The sequence below is a fragment of the Paracoccus sp. FO-3 genome (genome assembly GCF_006386455.1).
Taxonomy (GTDB): Bacteria; Pseudomonadota; Alphaproteobacteria; order Rhodobacterales; family Rhodobacteraceae; genus Paracoccus; species Paracoccus versutus.
In genome coordinates this window covers 62,725-82,072 of record NZ_VCBQ01000007.1, presented here as the reverse complement: position 1 = coordinate 82,072, position 19,348 = coordinate 62,725, and the positions used below count along the sequence as shown (strand labels likewise).

20 protein-coding genes are annotated in these 19,348 nt (G+C 68.8%); 8 read left to right on the top strand and 12 right to left on the bottom strand.

All coding sequences use genetic code 11. The features are described from left to right. Positions 1 to 27 precede the first annotated feature (27 nt). Together FE811_RS03300 and epmA are read right to left on the bottom strand one after the other, a co-directional pair. Positions 28 to 1,302, bottom strand: coding sequence for a lytic murein transglycosylase (locus FE811_RS03300; protein WP_114534940.1), 1,275 nt, complete (start codon positions 1,300 to 1,302; stop codon positions 28 to 30). A 119-nt stretch (positions 1,303 to 1,421) separates the two neighbouring features. Next, the gene (epmA, locus tag FE811_RS03295; protein WP_116221037.1) at positions 1,422 to 2,471 is read right to left on the bottom strand and encodes an EF-P lysine aminoacylase EpmA; all 1,050 of its coding nucleotides are present in this window, start codon (positions 2,469 to 2,471) and stop codon (positions 1,422 to 1,424) included. Positions 2,472 to 2,603: 132 nt separating this feature from the next. Here epmA and efp point away from each other — a divergent pair, with 132 nt between their 5' ends. After that, complete coding sequence (gene efp, locus FE811_RS03290; RefSeq protein ID WP_036753836.1) at positions 2,604 to 3,170, top strand: elongation factor P; 567 nt, start codon at positions 2,604 to 2,606, stop codon at positions 3,168 to 3,170. A 105-nt stretch (positions 3,171 to 3,275) separates the two neighbouring features. Here the strand turns inward: efp and FE811_RS27315 are convergent, their stop codons facing one another. Both FE811_RS27315 and argC read right to left on the bottom strand, forming a co-directional pair. After that, positions 3,276 to 3,443 carry a hypothetical protein gene (locus FE811_RS27315; RefSeq protein ID WP_166435403.1) on the bottom strand — a complete coding sequence of 56 codons (168 nt, stop codon included), beginning with the start codon at positions 3,441 to 3,443 and terminating at the stop codon, positions 3,276 to 3,278. Between the two features lie 77 nt (positions 3,444 to 3,520). Continuing rightward, complete coding sequence (gene argC / locus FE811_RS03285; RefSeq protein WP_116221038.1) at positions 3,521 to 4,549, bottom strand: N-acetyl-gamma-glutamyl-phosphate reductase; 1,029 nt, start codon at positions 4,547 to 4,549, stop codon at positions 3,521 to 3,523. 613 nt (positions 4,550 to 5,162) lie between these two features. Here argC and panB point away from each other — a divergent pair. Then, complete coding sequence (gene panB, locus FE811_RS03280; protein ID WP_114534943.1) at positions 5,163 to 5,993, top strand: 3-methyl-2-oxobutanoate hydroxymethyltransferase; 831 nt, start codon at positions 5,163 to 5,165, stop codon at positions 5,991 to 5,993. Beyond that, complete coding sequence (panC, locus tag FE811_RS03275; RefSeq protein ID WP_116221040.1) at positions 5,990 to 6,838, top strand: pantoate--beta-alanine ligase; 849 nt, start codon at positions 5,990 to 5,992, stop codon at positions 6,836 to 6,838. The genes panB and panC overlap by 4 nt, the downstream gene beginning before the upstream one ends. Before the next feature lie 42 nt (positions 6,839 to 6,880). Here the strand turns inward: panC and FE811_RS03270 are convergent, their stop codons facing one another. From FE811_RS03270 to FE811_RS03260, 3 genes are read right to left on the bottom strand one after another with little or no spacing between them, the layout of a single operon-like run. Beyond that, a complete protein-coding gene (locus FE811_RS03270; protein WP_116221041.1) occupies positions 6,881 to 8,263 on the bottom strand; it encodes a HAMP domain-containing sensor histidine kinase in 1,383 nt (460 codons plus the stop codon). After that, the gene (locus FE811_RS03265) at positions 8,260 to 8,949 is read right to left on the bottom strand and encodes a response regulator transcription factor (RefSeq protein ID WP_116221042.1); all 690 of its coding nucleotides are present in this window, start codon (positions 8,947 to 8,949) and stop codon (positions 8,260 to 8,262) included. Before FE811_RS03265 ends, FE811_RS03270 begins: the two co-directional genes overlap by 4 nt. Then, a complete protein-coding gene (locus FE811_RS03260) occupies positions 8,949 to 9,263 on the bottom strand; it encodes a PepSY domain-containing protein (protein WP_116221043.1) in 315 nt (104 codons plus the stop codon). The genes FE811_RS03265 and FE811_RS03260 overlap by 1 nt, the downstream gene beginning before the upstream one ends. Before the next feature lie 238 nt (positions 9,264 to 9,501). Between FE811_RS03260 and FE811_RS03255 the strand changes: the two genes are divergently transcribed. After that, the gene (locus FE811_RS03255; RefSeq protein ID WP_114534947.1) at positions 9,502 to 10,218 is read left to right on the top strand and encodes a calcium-binding protein; all 717 of its coding nucleotides are present in this window, start codon (positions 9,502 to 9,504) and stop codon (positions 10,216 to 10,218) included. A 156-nt stretch (positions 10,219 to 10,374) separates the two neighbouring features. Here FE811_RS03255 and hppD read toward each other — a convergent pair whose 3' ends face one another. After that, the gene (gene hppD / locus FE811_RS03250) at positions 10,375 to 11,487 is read right to left on the bottom strand and encodes a 4-hydroxyphenylpyruvate dioxygenase (protein WP_116221044.1); all 1,113 of its coding nucleotides are present in this window, start codon (positions 11,485 to 11,487) and stop codon (positions 10,375 to 10,377) included. A gap of 137 nt (positions 11,488 to 11,624) precedes the next feature. On the opposite strand from hppD, the gene FE811_RS03245 reads away from it, so the two are divergent. The 4 genes from FE811_RS03245 (at position 11,625) to FE811_RS03230 (ending at position 14,253) form a co-directional block, all read left to right on the top strand. Then, the gene (locus tag FE811_RS03245) at positions 11,625 to 12,080 is read left to right on the top strand and encodes an Lrp/AsnC family transcriptional regulator (RefSeq protein WP_240540449.1); all 456 of its coding nucleotides are present in this window, start codon (positions 11,625 to 11,627) and stop codon (positions 12,078 to 12,080) included. 53 nt (positions 12,081 to 12,133) lie between these two features. Then, on the top strand, positions 12,134 to 12,601 hold the full coding sequence (locus tag FE811_RS03240) for a VOC family protein (RefSeq protein WP_255469611.1): 468 nt from the start codon (positions 12,134 to 12,136) through the stop codon (positions 12,599 to 12,601). Positions 12,602 to 12,633: 32 nt separating this feature from the next. Then, positions 12,634 to 13,689, top strand: coding sequence for a lysine-2,3-aminomutase-like protein (locus tag FE811_RS03235; protein ID WP_116221045.1), 1,056 nt, complete (start codon positions 12,634 to 12,636; stop codon positions 13,687 to 13,689). A 78-nt stretch (positions 13,690 to 13,767) separates the two neighbouring features. Continuing rightward, positions 13,768 to 14,253, top strand: a complete 486-nt coding sequence (locus FE811_RS03230) for a hypothetical protein (RefSeq protein WP_114534950.1) — start codon at positions 13,768 to 13,770, stop codon at positions 14,251 to 14,253. Here the strand turns inward: FE811_RS03230 and FE811_RS03225 are convergent. The 4 genes from FE811_RS03225 to FE811_RS03210 are packed head-to-tail and all read right to left on the bottom strand — an operon-like array spanning position 14,250 to position 19,322. Continuing rightward, a complete protein-coding gene (locus FE811_RS03225; RefSeq protein ID WP_116221046.1) occupies positions 14,250 to 15,467 on the bottom strand; it encodes a glycosyltransferase in 1,218 nt (405 codons plus the stop codon). The genes FE811_RS03230 and FE811_RS03225 overlap by 4 nt on opposite strands. Beyond that, complete coding sequence (locus tag FE811_RS03220; RefSeq protein ID WP_036749682.1) at positions 15,464 to 17,080, bottom strand: ABC transporter ATP-binding protein; 1,617 nt, start codon at positions 17,078 to 17,080, stop codon at positions 15,464 to 15,466. The genes FE811_RS03225 and FE811_RS03220 overlap by 4 nt, the downstream gene beginning before the upstream one ends. After that, positions 17,077 to 18,183 (bottom strand): ABC transporter permease, encoded by a 1,107-nt coding sequence (locus FE811_RS03215; protein ID WP_116221047.1) that lies wholly within the window; start codon positions 18,181 to 18,183, stop codon positions 17,077 to 17,079. The genes FE811_RS03220 and FE811_RS03215 overlap by 4 nt, the downstream gene beginning before the upstream one ends. Continuing rightward, entirely contained in the window at positions 18,183 to 19,322 is a 1,140-nt protein-coding gene (locus FE811_RS03210) for a microcin C ABC transporter permease YejB (protein WP_140846609.1), read from the bottom strand. The genes FE811_RS03215 and FE811_RS03210 overlap by 1 nt, the downstream gene beginning before the upstream one ends. Positions 19,323 to 19,348 lie beyond the last annotated feature (26 nt).

Sequence of the window (19,348 nt, the reverse complement as noted above, 5' to 3'; positions counted from 1 at the left end):
CGCCGGCCCGGCCGTTTCCGGCATTCGTCAGCCGCGGCGCAACTGCTCGAGCAATGCGGCCGAGGGCTCGCCCGTCACCGGCAGCCCGCGCGAGGCCTGATAGGCCCGGATGGCGCTGGTCGTGTTCGAGCCGACGTTGCCGTCCACCCCCTGCGTGTCGAAGCCGCGGGCCGTCAGCAGGCGCTGCATCTCCTTGCGCTGCTCGATGCGCAGGCCGGGATGGTCGGCCGGCCAGGGATTGGCCAACCCCGGATAGCCCTTGAGCCGGTCCGCCAGATGCGACACCGCCAGCGCATAGCTGTCGGCATTGTTGTAGCGCAGGATGGCGTGGAAGTTGCGGGTGATCAGGAAGGCCGCGCCCGAGGCACCGCCGGGAACGATCAGCTCGGTCGAGGTGCCTGCGGGCGGCAGCGGCCGCTGGTTGGCCTGGCGCACGCCCAGCGACTGCCATTCCGCGACGCTGCGCCGCTTGCCCTTGCCGGCCAGCGCGGTGTTGAAGCCGGGCGGCAGAGTGACCTCGACCGCCGCCGGCAGGCCGCGCTGCCAGCCCGATTTCGCCAGGTAGTTCGCGGCCGAGGCCAGCGCGTCGGACGGGTCGTTCGACCAGATGTCGCGCCGGCCGTCGCCGGTGAAATCGACCGCGAAGCTGAGATAGGTGGTCGGGATGAACTGGGTGTGGCCCATGGCGCCGGCCCAGCTGCCGGTCATGTGGCCGGGGTCGATGTCGCCCGATTGCAGGATCTTCAGCGCCGCCATCAGCTGGCTGCGGAAGAAGGCGCCGCGATAGCCCTCATAGCCCAGGGTGGCCAGGCTTTCGATCAGGGGCAGGTCGCCGCGCCGCTCGCCATAGGTCGATTCCATGCCCCAGACCGCTGCGACGACCTCCTTGTCGACGCCATAGGTCGCCTCGATCCGGCTCAGCACGCCGCCATATTGCGCCAGCGCCGCCCGGCCGTTGGTCTGGCGCTTTTCCGAAACCGCGTTCTCCAGGTATTCCCACAGGGATTTCTTGAACTCGGCCTGGTTCTGCGAACGGCGCAGCGCCTCGGGGTTGTAGGTCACGTCGCGGAAGGCGAACTCCAGCGTGCTGTCGCTGATGCCCTGGCCGCGGGCGCTGGCCTTGAAGCCTTCGACCCAGTTGCGCAGCCCGGCGACCTTTTCGGCCGGCGGGTTCTGGTAGCGGCCCCATTTGATCTCCTGGCTTTGCTGGGGAACGCCCGCGCCGGGATATTGGCCGGCGCAGCCGCCAAGCAGCAGAGCCATGGCCGTAAGCGTTGCCGAAAGTCGCAATGAAAGCCGCATTCCTGTCCCCTTGGTCGAGCCTTTTGTCCTAGCCTAGCGTCCGTTTTCCCGCGCCGAAAGCCGGAAAACCCGCGGCGGCAAGAGGCCGCCTTTCGGCAGGCTCGGGCGGCACCAGGGCCTTATTCGGCTTGCAGCGGGGTCCAGATCACCTCGTCGATCCGCGGCGCGCCGGTGGCCAGCATCACCAGCCGGTCGAACCCCAGCGCGCAGCCCGCGGCCGGCGGCATGAAGGCCAGCGCGGCCAGGAAATCCTCGTCCAGCGGGTAACGCTCGCCATAGATGCGGGCCTTCTCCGCCATCTCCAGCTGGAAGCGGCGGCGCTGTTCGGCGGGGTCGGTCAACTCGCCGAAGCCGTTGGCCAGCTCGACGCCGCAGGCGTAAAGCTCGAACCGCTCGGCCTCGCGCGGCTCGTCCGCGGCAGGCCGCGCCAGCGCCGCCTCGGCCGCCGGGTAGCGGTCGAGGATCAGCGGCCGGCCATGGCCCAGATGCGGCTCGACCCGTTCCACCAGCACGCGCGACAGGATGTCGGACCAGCCGTCGTCGGCGGCCAGGCGCACCCCCTGCACCTCGGCCTGGGCGCGCAGGGCGGCCACGTCTGTCTCGGCCCCGTCGCAGGTCGCCAGCAGGTCGATGCCGGCAAATTCGCGGAAGGCCTGCGCCACCGTCATCACCTCGGGCGTGGCATAGGGATCGCATTCGGCGCCGCGAAAGCGCAGCATCTCGGCGCCCGCAACCTCGGCGGCATGGCGCAGGTATTGCGCGCAATCGTCGAAAAGCACGCGATAATCCTCGCCCGCGCGATACCATTCCAGCATGCAGAACTCGGGGCTGTGCAGCGGCCCGCGCTCGCGGTTGCGCCAGACATGGCTGAAGGCGAAGATGCGCGCCTCGCCCGCGGCCAGCAGCTTTTTCATGGCGAATTCGGGACTGGTGTGCAGATACATCCGCCGCGGCACGCCGTCGTTGCCGATCTGGTCGGTGGCGAAGGCATGCAGATGCGCCTCGTTGCCCGGACTGACGGCCAGGGCCAGCGGATCGACCTCGACGAAATCCTGCGCGCCCAGCCAGTCGCGGATCGCGGCCTGGATGCGGTTTCGCGCCTGCAGCAGCGGCCGGCGCCCGGCATGGCGGCCCTGGTCCCACCAGGGGCTTTCGTCGGCGGGTTTCATGCGCGCACCTCTTGCATCTGTGTCGTTTTCCGCTTGCGGCTGGCGCAAAGCTGGGAAAAACGCTATGGGATGTCATCTGCCGGACTTGGTATCCGGCATCCCGGAATTTGAAAAGCAGGCAAGGGAACCGCCTTGAAAGTCATCGCCTCCAGCCTTCGCAAAGGCAATGTCGTCGAGATCGACGGCAAGCTCCATGTCGTCCTGACCGCGACCAACTTCCACCCCGGCAAGGGCACGCCAACGACCCAGGTCGAGCTGCGCCGCATCTCGGACGGCAACAAGGTCTCGGAGCGCTGGAAGACCACCGAACAGGTCGAGCGCGCCCATGTCGACGAACGCGCCTATAATTTCCTCTACGAGGACGGCGAGGGCTTCCACTTCATGGAGCCGGAAAGCTATGAGCAGGTCGTGGTCTCGCCCGACGTGGTCGGCGACGACAAGGTGTTCCTGGAAGACGGCATCAGCGTCTTCCTGCAGGTCCATAACGGCGTCGCCATCGCCATCGAGCTGCCGCAGAAGGTGACGGTCGAGGTGGTCGAGACCGAGCCGGTGGTCAAGGGCCAGACCGCCTCGTCCAGCTACAAGCCGGCGATGGCGCATAACGGCGTGCGCATCATGGTGCCGCCGCATATCGGCGTGGGCACCAAGGTCGTCATCAACACCGCCGACCTGACCTATGTCGAGCGCGCCAAGAGCTGATTCCTGATCCGGTGCGGGGCGCGCGTTCCGCCGCCCCGCACCTTGCCTTTCACAGGGCCTTTCAAAAGGCATTTCACCGGGCATTTCACCGGGCGCTGCCGCGGGTCAATCGGCAGTCGCGGCCCCGATGGTTCCGCCCACCACCGCCCCCGCGGGACCGGCGATGACCGCCCCGCCCAGCCCGCCCGTGGCGGCGCGTTCGGTGGGATTGTCGCCGCAGCCGGCCAGCGCAAGCAGCATGGCGGAAACGGCGGTCGCAATCAGGCTACGCATCTTGCTTTCCTCCTTCAGGGCGGCGAAACGCCGCCCCTATCCCAGACAAGACGCGCAGCCCCGCCTTGTGGTTCCGGTCAGGGGAAGATCGGCGCCAGCATCAGCCCTTCGGTTTCCGGCAGGCCCAGCATCAGGTTGGCGTTCTGCACCGCCTGCCCCGAGGAGCCCTTGCACAGGTTGTCCAGCGTCGAGACGACCAGCGTCCGCCCCGAGATCCGGTCGCCCGTCACCCCGATATGGCAGAAGTTCGAGCCCTGCACATGCGCCATCGCCGGCAGTTGCCCATAGGGCAGCACGACGATGAAGGGCTCGTCGGCATAGGCCTCGGCCAGCGCGGCATGGACCGCCTGCGGCTCGCCCTTGAGATAGCAGGAGGCCAGGATGCCGCGGTTCACCGGCACCAGGTGCGGGGTGAACTGAATGCGCACCGGACGACCGGCCAGGGCCGAGAACTCCTGGTCGAACTCGCCCAGATGGCGGTGCTTGCCGCCCTGGGAATAGCCCGCCACATCCTCGGAGCGTTCGGCGAAGAGCATGTTTTCCTTGAGCGAGCGGCCCGCCCCGGAAATCCCGTTCTTGAGGTCGCAGATGATGTCGTCGAGGTCGATCAGCCCCGAGCCGATCAGCGGCCGCAGCGCGAATTGCACGGTGGCGGCGTTGCAGCCGGTGCCGGCGACCAGCCGCGCGTCGCGGATCTGGTCGCGATAGAACTCGGTCAGCCCATAGACCGCCTCGGGCTGGATCTCGGGCGCGGCATGGTCGAGCCCATACCATTTCTTGTAATCCTCCGGGTCGCGCAGCCGGAAATCGGCGCCCAGGTCGACGATCTTCACGTTCTGCGGCAATGCTGCGACCAGCGGCTGGCTGAGGCCGTGCGGCAGCGCGCAGAACACCAGGTCGATGGCCGAGAAGTCGATCTCTTCCATCCTGACCAGCGCCGGCAGCTTGAGGTGGCGCAGGTGCGGGAAGACCTCGTCATAGCCCTGCCCTGCCTTGCGGTCGGCAGACAGCGCGGCGACCTCGATCCGGGGATGGGTGGCGAGGATGCGGACGAGTTCGGCACCCGTATAGCCCGAGGCCCCAAGGATGGCAGCGTTCAGCGTCATGTCTCGATCCCGAGGAAACGGCCGCATTCGGCGCGGCGCTGGTTGGTCAGGCCCCGCAGGGAGCCAAGTCCGGCACTAGGCCCCGGCCCCCGGCATGTCAAGCCGCAGGCCGGGGCGGATCGGGCCGGCCGGGCCCATGCGGGCAGGCCTTGCCGAGGATGGCGCGGCCGCATGAGTATTTGGGGAACGAAGAAGCCGCGGGGCGCGCGCGGGGGTGGAGGGTGCCGGTGCATTTCATGCTCGAGCGCGACGGGAAGCCCGCGCGCGCGGGGGCGGCAGGCATCGTGTGCGCGCGGAATGTGCGGTCTAGCGGAGAAGCCCGCGCGCGCGAGAGCGGCAGCCGCCCGGCATCAGTCAGGCAGGGCCTGGAAGGCGACGGACGCGCGCAGGGGGCGGCCACGGCCTTGTCGGCCGCGGGGCGGCCCTTGGGGCGGGGTGAATTTCAACATGTTGTATTTGCTTTTGAAATTCTCTAAGGGGTCTGTCGCCGCCACCGGCCGGCTTCTTTTCCTGCGCGGGAATGCTGCATCTGCATCATTTTATTGCGAGACATGGCGGCGCGAATCCAATATTCGGGCAGCGGCCGCCAAGGCCCTGGACAAGGGAGAGAGAGATGAGCGCGACCCCTGATCGCAAGAGCCAGCTTGGCCCCGGAGACATCCGCGCCCGCAAGGGCGGCGAGCCGGTGGTCTGCCTGACCGCCTATACCACGCCGATGGCCCGGCTGGTCGATGCGCATTGCGACATCGCCCTGGTCGGCGACAGCCTGGGCATGGTGCTGCACGGCCTGCCCTCGACCATCGGCGTCAGCATGGAGATGATGATCCTGCACGGCAAGGCGGTGGCGCGGGGTTGCGCGCGCGCCTGCCTGGTGGTGGACATGCCCTTCGGCAGCTATGAGGAAGGGCCCGAGCAGGCCTTCCGCAACGCCGCGCGGCTGATGGCCGAGACCGGCTGCCAGGCGGTCAAGCTGGAAGGCGGGCGCCACATGGCCGAGACGGTGGCCTTCCTGGTCGCGCGCGGCATCCCGGTGATGGGCCATGTCGGGCTGACGCCGCAATCGGTTAATGTGCTGGGCGGCTACAAGGTGCAGGGCCGCGGCCGGGACGAGGCCGACCGCATCGCCCTGGATGCCGCGGCGCTGACGGACGCCGGCGCCTTTGCCGTGGTGCTGGAAAAGCTGCCCGCGGCGCTGGGGGCGCGCATCACGCAAGAAATCGCCGTGCCCACCATCGGCATCGGCGCGGGCCTGGATTGCGACGGGCAGGTGCTGGTGGTCGACGACATGCTGGGGCTGTTTTCCGATTTCCGGCCGAAATTCGTCAAGCGCTATGCCGAGCTGGGCGGCGATGCCGATGCCGCCATCGCCGCCTATGCCGCCGAGGTCCGCGCGCGCCGCTTTCCCGGCCCCGAACATGGCTTTGCCGAGGGCAAGCCCGCATGAGCGCGCCCATCGTCCGGCCGCTGGCCGAATTGCGCGCGCTGGTGCGCGGCTGGAAATCCCGCGGCGAAAGCATCGGCGTGGTGCCGACCATGGGCGCGCTGCACGAGGGGCACCTGAGCCTGGTCCGCGCCGCCAAGGCCAGTTGCGACCGGGTGATCGTGACCCTGTTCGTCAACCCGCGCCAGTTCAACAATGCCGAGGATTTTGCCCGCTATCCCCGCACCGAACATGCCGATGCCGAGCTGCTGGGCCCCCTGGGGGTGGATGCGCTTTTCGTGCCCGATGGCGACGAGGTCTATCCGCCGGACCATGCCACGGTGATCTCGGTCTCGGGGGTGACGGCGCCGCTGGAAGGGGCGCATCGTCCGGGCCATTTCGACGGCGTGGCCACGGTGGTGACGCTTCTGCTCAACATGACCCAGGCCGACCGGGCGTTTTTCGGGGAAAAGGACTGGCAGCAGCTGCAGCTGGTGCGCCGGCTGGTGCAGGACCTGAAACTGCCGGTCGAGATCGTGCCCTGCCCCTGCGTGCGGGCCGGGGACGGGCTGGCGTTGTCCTCGCGCAACCAGCGCCTGACGGCCGAGGGTCGGGCGCGTGCCGCGGCCCTGCCGCAGGCGCTGTTCGAGGCGGTCGCCCGGATCGAGGCCGGGGAGCCTGCGGAGGCCGCGCTGGCCGCGGCGCAGGCCGGGCTGGAGGCGGCGGGTTTCGCGCCCGTGGAATATCTGGCGCTGCGCGACGGCGAGACCCTGGGCGAGCCGCAGCCGGGCCGGCCGGCGCGGCTGCTGGTCGCGGCCTGGCTCGACGGGGTGCGGCTGATCGACAACCTGGCGGTCACGCTGCCCTGAACGCATCCACCCGGCAAGATCAGCGCCGCGGGCGCGCTTGCCTCATGGGGATTTGGGAAACGGTGAAGGTGCCGCGCCCTGGGAAGCGGGCGGCGCTGCCTCGAGATGCAATTCGGCCAGGAAGCCGGGATGGGCATTGCGCAGCCGCAATTCCCCCTGCGCGGCATCGACGATGTCGGCGACCACGGCCAGGCCGATACCCTGCCCCTCGCCGCTGGGATCGAGGCTGAGGCCGCGCTGGGTAAGCCGCTCCAGCTCGGCCTCGGGAACGCCGGGACCGTCGTCCAGGATGGCGATGAGGATGCGGCCGTCCTTGCGGCGGGCCGAGATGCGGACCATGCCCCGCGCATGGCGCATGGCGTTTTCCAGCAGCGCGCCGAGGGCCTCGGTCAGTTCGTCGGGACCGATGCGGGCCGCGAGGCCGGGGGGCGCCGAAAGCCGCCAGTCGATGCCGGCGCCCAGCGGCGTGCGGCGCAGCACGCCGATTAGCCGGGTGGCGATCCGGTCGGGCTCGGCGCTTTGCGCATCGCGGCCGGATTGCAGGCGGGCGCGGGCCAGTTCGCGATCGACATGGCGGCGCATCTGCTGGGCGACGGCTTCGATATTGCGGGCGATCTCGACCTCGCCCCTGGCTTCAAGCTCGGCGGCATCGCCCAGCAGCGCCTGGAGCGGGGTCTTGAGCCCATGCGCCAGGTTGGCCGCGCGATGGCGGGCCCGGCCGAGTTCCCGGTCGCGCGCGTCCAGCAGCTCGTCGATCTGGGTGGCCAGCGGGATCACCTCGGTCGGCAGATCCTGGCCGATGCGCGGCCTGCCGCCCGAGACCAGCGCCGCCACCCTGGCGCCCACCTGGCGCAGCGGACGCAGGCCGACGGTGATCTGCACCCAGCTGGCCAGCAGCAGCATGGCGCCCAGCAGGCCCAGATAGGGCAGGAGATCACCCAGGAAGCCGCGCCGCGCCAGGGCCAGCTCGTCGCGATCCGAGGCCAGGATGATGCGCAGCGGCACCGCTTCCCGGCCAGCCACCAGGCTTTGCTCGACCGCCAGCAGCGGCTCGCCGCGCGGGCCGGTAAGCGTGCGCACCGCGGTTTCGCCCGGCGCCGGCGCCGGCTGGTCGCTGGGCAGGGTGTAGTCCCAGAGCGAGCGCGAGCGGCGCAGCTCGCTGCCCAGCATCACCTGCCAGTAATGGCCGGAAAAGGGCTGGTCATAAAGCGGGTCGTCGGGGGGCGCGCGCAGGCGGGCGCCGGTCTCGGCCTCGGGCTGCACCATGGCGGCCAGCGCCAAGGCGCGGGCCTGCAGATCGGCCACGGCGACGCGCTCGACATGGCGTTCGAACAGCACCGCCAGCCCCATGCCCGACAGCGCCAGCGCCAGCGCGATGGCCAGCCCCCCGGCCAGCACCAGCCGCCAGCGGATCGAGCGGATCACGCCCCGACCTGGGCCGGGTCGGCCGCCGGGCCGGCCTCCAGGTGATAGCCGAAGCCGCGGCGGGTGCCGATCACCCCCGGCCCCAGCTTGCGGCGCAGGCGGGTGACGATGGCCTCGACAGCGTTCAGCTCGCGCGAATCGTCGTCGCCATAAAGATGCTCCAGCAATTCTGTCGGCGCCACGATGCGGTCGCGGTTCAGCGCCAGATAGGCGACCAGGCGGAACTCCAGCGGCGTGAGCGGCATCGGGATGCCGTCGATGGCGGCGGTCATGCGATTGAGGTCCACGGTCAGCCGCCCGACCTGCTGCGTCGCATTGCCGCGCCCGCCGGCACGGCGCACCAGCGCGCGGGCGCGGGCGATCAGTTCCTCCATGCGAAAGGGCTTGGGCAGGTAGTCGTCGGCGCCGGCGTCTATGCCCTCGACCCGCTCGGTCCAGGCGCCGCGCGCGGTCAGGATCAGCACCGGGCTTTCGCAGCCCTCGGCGCGCCAGCGCTTCAGCACGGTCAGCCCGTCCAGCCGCGGCAGGTTCAGGTCCAGCACGATCAGGTCGTATTGCTCGGTGCCGCCGCGAAACCAGGCGGTCTCGCCGTCGCCGACCGTCTCGACCAGAAAGCCCGCCGCCTTCAGCGCCCGTTCCAGATCGGCGGCGATCCGGGGCTCATCCTCGACGATCAGGGCGCGCATCAGTCCTCGTCATCCTCGTCCAGGGCCAGGATCCGTCCCGAGGCCGCGTCGATCTCGACCTCGATCAGGCGGCCGTCCGGGGTTGCCAGCTCGACCTCATAGATCATCATGCCGTCCTCCTCGTCCAGGTCCACCTCGATCACCCGTCCGGGCTGGGATTCGTGCAGCCGCGCCAGCACCTCGGCAAGGGGCAGGATCCGGCCGCGTTCGACGGCCTCGCGCGCCTGCTCGAAATCCGGCTCGGCAATGTCCTGACCCGCGGCGAGCAACGGCGGCAGCAGCGACAGAAGGACAAGAAGGGCAAGCAGTCTCATGCCGCCCCTATTAGCGTCCGGGAACTGACAGGCGGCTGACAAAATCGGCGCGGGCCCTGCCGCCGTGCGCGGCGTGCCGAAACGGCAACAGCCCGGCCCGGCGGCTTTCCGCCCAGGCGGGGGTTTTCTGACAACAGCCTGACAGGCGGGATCAGAGGGCTGTCAGCAAGCCTGTGGCATTGCGGGCGCGTTATCCCGCGGACGGGCAACCGCCGCCTTACCATGAAAGGACCAAGAGATGCTGCGCAAGAACGGGACGAGCTTCGCCGAAACGCTGAACGGCACGCCATTCGGAGACTGGCTGTCGGGAATGGGCGGCCATGACCGGCTGTTCGGCTTTGGCGGCAACGACAAGCTGCATGGCGGCGACGGCAACGACACGCTGAACGGCGGCGAGGGCCATGACGAGCTGGAGGGCGGCAATGGCAATGACGTCCTGCACGGCGGCAACGGCAACGACGAGTTGGAGGGCGGCAATGACAACGACGTCCTGCATGGCGGCAGCGGCAATGACGAGCTGGAAGGCGGCGCCGGTGCCGATACGCTTTATGCCGGCTCAGGCCATGACGAGGTCGAGGGCGGGGCCGGCAACGACCTGCTGTTCGGCGGGCTGGGCAATGACGAGTTGGACGGCGGTTCGGGCAACGACCGGCTGGACGGCGGCGAGGGCCGCGACCGGCTGGAGGGCGGGCGCGGCAACGACATCCTGACCGGCGGCGCCGGCGCCGATGTCTTCGAGTTCGAGCGCGGCGACGGCCGCGACACCATCACCGATTTCCAGAACGGCATGGACCGGCTCGACTTCGACGATTTCAGCCGGGCGCAGGTGCAGGCGGTCATCAGCAACGCCCAGCAGGTCGGCGACGACCTGGTGCTGCGGCTGTCCGCCGATACCATCGTCACCATCCAGGACATGCAGAAGGCGCAGCTCGACCTGGGCGACTTCACCTTCTGATCGGCCAGCCCCTTCCGGTCGGCCAGCACTTCCCGATCGGCCGGGGCGCAATCCGGCAGGACGCCGCCGCATCCGCTTGCGGCGGCGTCCTGGTCCCGCACCAGCAATCTGCGGCACCGGCGACAACCCCGCCATGCAGGGCGGCGCGCCGGCCCGTCACTCGGCCGCGTCGATCTTCAGCACGCCGCGGCGGATCTGATCCTCTTCGATCGATTCGAACAGGGCGCGGAAATTGCCCTCGCCGAAGCCGTCATCGCCCTTGCGCTGGATGAACTCGAAGAAGATCGGCCCGATCACGGTTCTCGAGAAGACCTGCAGCAGCACCCGCGTCATGCCGCCGCCGACGACGCCTTCGCCGTCGATCAGGATGCCGTGCCGCTTCATGCGCTCGACCGGCTCCCGGTGGCCCTTCACCCGGTTGTGCGACATTTCGTAATAGGTGTCGGGCGGGCCGGGCATGAACTTCATCCCGGCCTCGGCGATGCGGTCGGTGGCGGCATAGATGTCCTCGGTGGCGATGGCGATGTGCTGGATGCCCTCGCCCTTGTAGGCGCGCAGGTATTCCTCGATCTGGCTGCGATCGTCGGTCGATTCGTTGATCGGGATGCGGATCTTGCCGTCGGGCGAGGTCAGCGCCCGGCTGACCAGCCCGGTCTGCTTGCCCTTGATGTCGAAGAACCGGATTTCGCGGAAGTTGAACGTGTCGTGATAGAACTTGTACCAGCTGTCCATGTTCCCGCGCACCACGTTATGCGTCAGGTGGTCGAGGTAATAGAAGCCGAAGCCCTCGGGGCGCGGATCTGGCTCGGCCAGCCAGTCGTATTCGGCGGCATAGGCGCTGCCGGCATCGCCGTAGCGGTCGATGAAATACAGCAGCGAGCCGCCGATGCCATGGACCGCCGGCGCGTCGATGGATTTGCCGCCACCGGCATATTCCCTGGCGCCCAGCTCCAGCGCGCGCCGCAGCGCGTGCTGCGCATCGACCACGCGCCAGGCCATGGCCGGGGCGCAGGGGCCGTGCTGGCGCACGAATCCCGCGGCATGGCTGTCGGGCTCGGCGTTCAGCAGGTAGTTGATGTCGCCCTGGCGATACAGCGTGATGTCCTTGCGCCTGTGCCGCGCCACCGGGACGAAGCCCATCTGGCGAAAGATGCGGTCCAGGGTCTCGGGCTGCGGATGGGCGAATTCGACGAACTCGAACCCGTCGGTGCCGGCGGGGTTTTCGGCGCTGATGGTGGCTTTCGGGGCGTCATGCGGGAACGGTCCCATGGCGTCTCCTCCTCTGTTCGCGTGTCCTGAAACCATGATCGCGCGAATGCGATGCAAGCCGGGCGCAAACTGTGCCATGATCGGGGCGCAAAGGCATGAAGCGCGCATGATGGGGCGGATCGATGCAAGAAATGCGCATGGATGGATTCGACATCGCCATTCTCGACGCCCTGCAGCGCGACGGGGCGATGACCAATGCGGCGCTGGCCGAGCTGGTGAACCTGTCGCCCTCGCAATGCTCGCGCAGGCGTGCGGCGCTGGAAGAGGCCGGGGTGATCGAGGGCTATGCCGCCCGGCTGAACCCGCAGAAGCTGGGCTTCGGGCTGCGCGCCATCATCCGCGTGAACCTGCGCAGCCACGGCCAGGGGAAGGAGGACGATTTCGCCCGTTTCGTCGCCGCGCATCCGCAGATCCGCTCGGCCTTTTCGGTTTCGGGCGATGCCGATTACATCCTGGACGTGCGGCTGCGCGATCTGGAGGCATTCTCGGATTTCATCCATCGCCACCTGCTGCCGCAACCGCAGGTGGCCCAGGTGCGTTCCGAGATCGTGCTGAAGACGCTCAAGGACGACCGCAGCCTGGTGCTGCCCTGAAATAAGGGGGAACCGCGATGAAAGTCACCCAGCATCTCTGATTCGAACGCGACATGGAGGCGGCGGTGCGCTTTTACTGCGCGCTGATCCCCGGCTCGTCGCTGGACTGGCTCTCGACCGTTCAGGGCGACACGCCCTCGGGGCCCGAGGGCAGCGTCGGGCTGGCGGGCTTTACCCTGGGCGACCAGCGCTCCATGGCGATCGAGGCCGGGCCGCTCGACCCGTTCAACCACAGCTTCTCGATCATGGTCGAATGCGACGACCAGGCTGGGATCGACCGGCTGTGGGACGCGCTGCCGGAAGGCGGCACAGCCGAGCAATGCGGCTGGCTGCGCGACCGCTGGGGCCTGTGCTGGCAGGTCGTCCCGAAACGGCTGGGCGAGTTGATGGCGGACCCCGACCCCCAAGGTCGGTCGCCGCGTCACCGCGGCCATGCTGACGATGGTCAAGCTCGACATCGCCGCGCTGGAGGCGACGGCACGGGGCTGAGCCCTTGCCAAGACCGGCCGGCGGGTCGATAAACCGCCCTTCCCTTTCGCCGCAAGAGGCCGCCTTGTCCCAGCGCCCGATCACCACCGTTCCCGCCCTGGTCGAGGCCGGCCTGGCCGATGCCGCGCAGGCCGAGGCGCTGGACGCGGTCGCGGCCGAGTTCCGCATCCGCATCCCCGCCGCCATGCGCCAGGCCATGCGCGCGCCCGGCGACGGCGTCGCCGCGCAATTCCTGCCCGATGCGCGCGAATTGCAGATCCGCCCCGAAGAGCTGGCCGACCCCATCGGCGACGCCTGCTTCAGCCCGACCCCCGGCCTGACCCATCGCTATCCCGACCGGGTGATCCTGCATGTCACCAAGACCTGCGAGGTCTATTGCCGCTTCTGCTTTCGCCGCGAGGTGGTGGGCGAGGAAGGCAGCCTGCCCGAGCCCGACCTGGCCGCCGCGCTGGACTATGTCGCCCGCACCCCCGCGATCCGCGAGGTGATCCTGACCGGCGGCGACCCGATGGTGCTGTCGGCGCGCCGCATCTCGGCGCTGATGGCGCGGCTGGAGGCGATCGCCCATGTCGACGTCGTCCGCTTCCATACCCGCGTGCCGGTGGTCGCCCCCGGCCGCATCGACGCGGCAATGCTGGCGGCGCTGCGGCCGGCGCGGCTGGCGGTCTGGGTGGTGATCCATACCAATCACGCGCAGGAACTGACCGAGGCCGCCCGCGCCGCGCTGGCGCGGCTGGCCGATGCGGGCGTTCCGCTGTTGTCGCAGACCGTGCTGCTCCGGGGGGTGAATGCCGATCCCGACATCCTGGCCGAGCTGTTCCGGGCGCTGATCCGCAACCGGGTCAAGCCCTATTACCTGCATCATTGCGACCTGGCGCGCGGCACCGGCCATTTCCGCACCTCCATCGCCGAGGGGCAGGCGATCATGGCGGCCCTGCGCGGGCGGCTGTCGGGGACATGCCTTCCGACCTATGTGCTGGACCTGCCGGGCGGGCACGGCAAGGTGCCGCTGGGGCCGGACCATGTCCAGCCGACCGCGCCCGGCCGCTATGCGATCCGCGACTGGCGGGGGCGGCTGCACGAATATCGCGACCCGGAAGGTGCCGGCCCTGCCGATTGACCGCGGGGCGGCCGCGGCGCAAGGGAACCCGGCCGGCCTCGCGCATGTTTCCCCTGCGAACAGCCGAAGGACCGGCCCATGCGCAACCCGCTTCTTTCCCTGATCCTCTGCGCCGCGCTGATGCCCCCCGCAGCCATGGCCCAGGATTACGAGCCCCCGCTGGCCGACGAGCCGCCGCCCTCGGAGGGCCTGCCCCCGCCGGAAGAGCCCGACCCGCTGGAACGCGGGCTGGAAAACTTCATGCGCAACCTGCTGCAACAGGCCGAGCCGCATCTGGACCGGCTGGGCCGCGACCTGGGCGATACGCTGGGCGCGGTCGCGCCGGTGCTGCAGGACATCGGCAAGCTGATGGACGACGTGCGCAACTACCAGGCGCCCGAGCGGCTGGAGAACGGCGACATCCTGATCCGCCGCCGCGCGGACGCGCCGCCGCCCCCGCCGGTGGGCGATGCGCTGCGCGACATGCTGCGCCCTGCGCCCGAGGACGACCCCCGCCTGGCCCCGCCGCCGGAAGCGACGCCGCCGCTGCCCGAACGCGACCCCGAAAGCGAGATCGAGCTTTAGGGCGCGAAGCTTTCCACCCAGTCGATCAGCCGCGGCAGGCAATGCCCGTGCAGGTCATAGCCCTGCAGGATGGTCTGGCGCGCCGCCGCCTGCAGGCGCGGCGCCTCGGGGTCGCCGGCAAGGCCGCGGATCAGCGCCGATTCCAGCGCGGGCTGGTCGAAAAAGGGCACCAGCCGTCCGTTCTCGCCGTCGCGGACCAGTTCGCGCACCGGCTCGGTGTCGGAACCGACGACATAGCAGCCGGCCGCCATCGCCTCGGTCAGCGACCAGCTGAGGACGAAGGGATAGGTCAGGTAGCAATGCACCCGGCTGACCTGCAACAGCGCCAGATATTGCGGATAGGGCACCCGGCCCAGGAAATGGATGCGCCCAAGGTCCAGCCGGCCGTCGAGTTCGGCCAGCAGCTTTTCCCGCCAGTTCGGCGCGTCCTTGGGCAGGCCGCCATAGCTGGCCCCGTCGGCGCCCACCAGCACCACCTGCGCCTCGGGCCGCGCCCGCAGCACCTCGGGCAGCGCGCGCATGAAGCGGTGAAAGCCGCGATAGGGCTCCAGCGAGCGCGAGACATAGGTCAGCACCTCGTCCCCCGCCCGCAACGTGCGGCCGTCGGGCAGCGCAAGCTCGGCCGCCGGGTCGGGACGGACCTTCTGCGTGTCGATGCCGTCGTGGATCACCGTCAGCTTCCGGCGCAATTCCGGCGAAAAGGAATTCGCCTGGTATTGCGTCGGCGACAGCCCGGCATCGGCCTGCACCAGCCCCTGGATCAGATGCGCCGAGCGCGCGATGGTGCCGATGCGCCCCTCGTCGCTGCCAGGGGTGATCTCGGGGTCGAAGCCGACGTCATGGCCGCGGGTGCGATACATCAGCTCGGCATAGACCAGCAGCTTCGCCTCGGGCCAGATTTCGCGCAGAAACAGCGTCTCGCCCCATCCGCTATGGCCGAAGATCAGGTCGGGCGCATAGCCGTGCCGGTCGCGCAGGGCGCGGCAGCCGCGGGCCGCGACCCAGCCCCGCTCGGCCATCTCGCTGTAGGTCCGGCCCAGCGAGGGCGGCAGCTTCAGCTCGTCCGGCGTCTTGTAGCGCAGCACGCGGACCGGCGAGGCACGCTGGTTCTTTTCATCCGTCAGCGCCGTCACGTGATGGCCGCGCGCGGCCAGCGCCGGCGCCAGATGCAGGAACTGGCCGGGAAAATTCTGGTGAACGAACAGGATCTTCAACTTGTTACCTTAAGGTCTTCACTTGTTACCGCAAGAAATGCCGCCGCGATCAGCTGGCGGGTGTAATCGCTTTCGGGCCGTTCGAAAACGGCGTCGGTCGAGCCCTGCTCGACCACCTCGCCGGCGCGCATGACCATGATCTGGTGCGACATGGCGCGCACGACGCGCAGGTCGTGGCTGATGAACAGGAAGGCCAGGCCGTGCTTGCGCTGCAAGCGACGCAAAAGCTCGACGATCTGCACCTGAACGGTCATGTCCAGCGCGCTGGTCGGCTCGTCCAGCACCACCAGCTTGGGGTTCAGGATCATGGCGCGGGCGATGGCGATGCGCTGGCGCTGGCCGCCGCTGAACTCGTGCGGGTAACGGTGCATGGTGGCGGGGTCCAGCCCGACCTCGCGCATGATCGCATCGACCATCTCGCGGCGGTTGCGGCCCGGCTCGATGCCATGCACGCCCAGGCCCTCGGCGATGATCTGCTCGACCGTCATGCGCGGGGACAGGCTGCCATAGGGGTCCTGGAACACGATCTGCATGTCGCGGCGCAAGCCGCGCAGCGCCCGGCCCGGCACGCGGGAGATGTCGCGGCCCATGTAGAGGATCGGCCCGTCGCTGTCGATCAGCCGCATGATCGCCAGCGCCAGCGTGGTCTTGCCGGAACCGGATTCGCCGACGATGCCCAGCGTCTCGCCGGCACGGACCGAGATGGTGGCGCCGTTCACCGCCTTCACATGGCCGACGGTGCGGCGCAGGAAGCCGCGCTGGATCGGGAACCAGACCCGCAGATCCTGCGTCGCCACGACCTGCGGCGCATCGGCGGGGATGGGATCGGCCCTGCCCTTGGGCTCGGCCGCCAGCAGCATCCGGGTATATTCGTGCTGCGGATGGGCGAAGATCTGCTCGACTGGCCCCTGCTCGACGATCTCGCCGCCCTTCATCACGCAGACCCGGTCGGCGATGCGGCGCACCAGGCCCAGGTCGTGGCTGATGAACAGCATCGACAGCCCCTCGGCGGCCTTCAGCTCCGCCAGCAACTCCATGATCTGCGCCTGGATGGTCACGTCCAGCGCCGTCGTCGGCTCGTCGGCGATCAGCAGCTCCGGCCCGTTCGCCAGCGCCATGGCGATCATCACCCGCTGGCGCTGGCCGCCCGACAGCTGGTGCGGGTAATCGGCCAGCCGCGTTTCCGGGTCGCGGATGCCGACGCGGGTCAAAAGCTCGATGATCCGCGCCCGCGCCGCCGCGCCGCGCAGCCCCTGGTGCAGCGCCAGGCTTTCGGCAAGCTGCCGCTCCAGCGTGTGCAGGGGGTTCAGCGAGGTCATCGGCTCCTGGAAGATGAAGCTGATGTCGTTGCCGCGCACCCGGCGCAACTCCGCCTCGGAGGCGCCCAGCAATTCGCGCCCGCCGTAGCGGACCGAGCCCGCGACCTCGGCCGCCTCGCCCAGAAGCCGCACGGTCGACAGCGCCGTGACCGACTTGCCCGAGCCGGATTCGCCGACCAGCGCCACCGTCTCGCCCTTGCCCACGGTGAAGCTGACGCCCTTGACGGCGGGCACCAGTTGCCCGTCCTGCCGGAACCCCACCCGCAGGTCGCTGACTTCCAGAACCGGGGTCATCGGAAGGTCTTTCTTGGGTCGAAGGCGTCGCGCACGCCCTCGAAGATGAACACCAGCAAGGACAGCATGAGGGCGAAGCTGAAGAAGGCGGTGAAGCCCAGCCAGGGCGCCTGCAGGTTCTGCTTGGCCTGCAAGGCCAGCTCGCCCAGCGAGGGGGCCGAACTGGGCAGGCCGTAGCCCAGATAATCCAGCGCGGCCAGCGACGAGATGGTGCCGGTCACGACAAAGGGCAGCATGGTCAGCGTCGCCACCATGGCGTTGGGCAGGATATGGCGGAACATGATGATGCGGTCACTGACCCCAAGCGCGCGCGCGGCGCGGACATATTCGAAGTTGCGCGCGCGCAGGAACTCGGCCCGCACCACGCCGACCAGCGCCGGCCAGCCGAACAGGATCGAGACGAAAACCAGCAGCCAGAAACTTCGCCCCAGGATCGCGAACAGGATGATAATCACGTAAAGCGAAGGGGTTGAGCCCCATATCTCAAGCAATCTCTGGAACACCAGGTCGGTGCGGCCGCCGAAATAGCCCTGCACCGCCCCCGCCGCGATGCCCAGAACCGAGGCGACCACGGTCACGATCAGCGTGAACAGGATCGACAGGCGAAAGCCGTAGATCACCCGCGCCAGCACGTCGCGCGCGGTGTCGTCGGTGCCCAGCCAATGCGCCGCATCGGGCGGGCTGGGGGCGGTGCCGACATTGTTGATGCTGCGGTAGTGATAGGGGATCGGCGGCCACAGCATCCAGCCGCGCTCGACCGCCTCGCCCGCGACCTGGCCGGTTTCGCGCGCCGCGCGCTCGGTCGCCTCGGGGTCGTCCCAGCATTCGGGCCGCCCGCCGGTGCGGATCAGGCATTGCACGCCCGGATCGGTATAGATCGCCTCGGTGCCGAAATCGCCGCCGAAGGCGGTCTCGGGGTAGAAGCGATAGACCGGGAAATGCAGCTCGCCCCGATAGCTGACCAGGATCGGCTTGTCATTGGCGATCAGTTCCGCAAACAGCGAGGCCACGAACAGGATGGTAAAGACCACCAGCGACCAGAAGGCGCGCTTGTTGCGGCGGAAATTGCGCAGCCGGCGGCGGTTCAGCTCGGTCATCGCCATCAGCCGGCCCTCCGCTCGAAGTCGATGCGGGGATCGACCAGCACATACATCAGGTCCGACAGGATGCCGACCAGCAGGCCCAGCAGGCCAAAGACGTAAAGCGTGCCGAAGATCACCGGATAGTCGCGCTGCACCGCCGCCTCGAAGCCCAGCCGGCCCAGCCCGTCGAGCGAGAAGATGGTCTCGATCAGGATCGACGAGCCGAAGAACACGCCCAGGAACATGGACGGGAACCCGGCGATCACGATCAGCATGGCATTACGAAAGACATGGGCGTAAAGCACCCGGCGCTCGGTCAGGCCCTTGGCGCGGGCGGTGATGACATATTGCTTGTTGATCTCGTCCAGGAAGCTGTTCTTGGTCAGCAGCGTCAGCGTGGCGAAGCTGGAGATGGTGGTGGCCAGGACCGGCAGGGTGATGTGCCACAGGTAGTCCTTGACCTTGCCCCAAAGGCTCAGGTCGGCCCAATTGTCCGAGGTCAGCCCGCGCAAGGGAAAGATCTGCCAATAGCTGCCACCCGCGAACAGCACCATCAGCAGGACCGCGAACAGGAAGGCGGGGATGGCATAGCCCACGATGATCGCGCCCGAGGTCCAGGTGTCGAAGGGCGTGCCGTTCCTGACCGACTTGCGGATGCCCAGCGGGATCGAGATCAGATAGGCGATCAGCGTGGACCACAGCCCCAGCGTGATCGAGACCGGCATCTTTTCCAGCACCAGGTCGATGACCGAGATCGAGCGGAAGAAGCTGGTGCCGAAATCGAAGCGGACGTAATTGCCCAGCATGACCAGGAAACGCTCGGCCGCGCCGATCTTTTCCTTGCTGCAATCGGGGGATTTCAGGTCCGGCTCGCCCTGGTGGTCGGGCGTGCAGGCGATGCGGGCAAAGCCCATCTGCACCTCGAGCTGGTCCAGCAGTTCGGGCGGGATGCCGCGGGCGCCGGCATATTCGGTGTTCTGCGGCGACTCGCCCGCCCCGCCGGTGATGTTGCGCAGCGCATCGCCCTCGCCCTGGACGCGGGCGATGATCTGCTCGATCGGGCCGCCGGGGACGAATTGCGTCAGCGTGAAGTTGACCAGCATGATGCCGATCAGCGTGGGTATGATCAGCAGCAAGCGCCGCAGGATATAGGCTGCCATCCGTCCCCTTGCTCCGCCTTGATCCG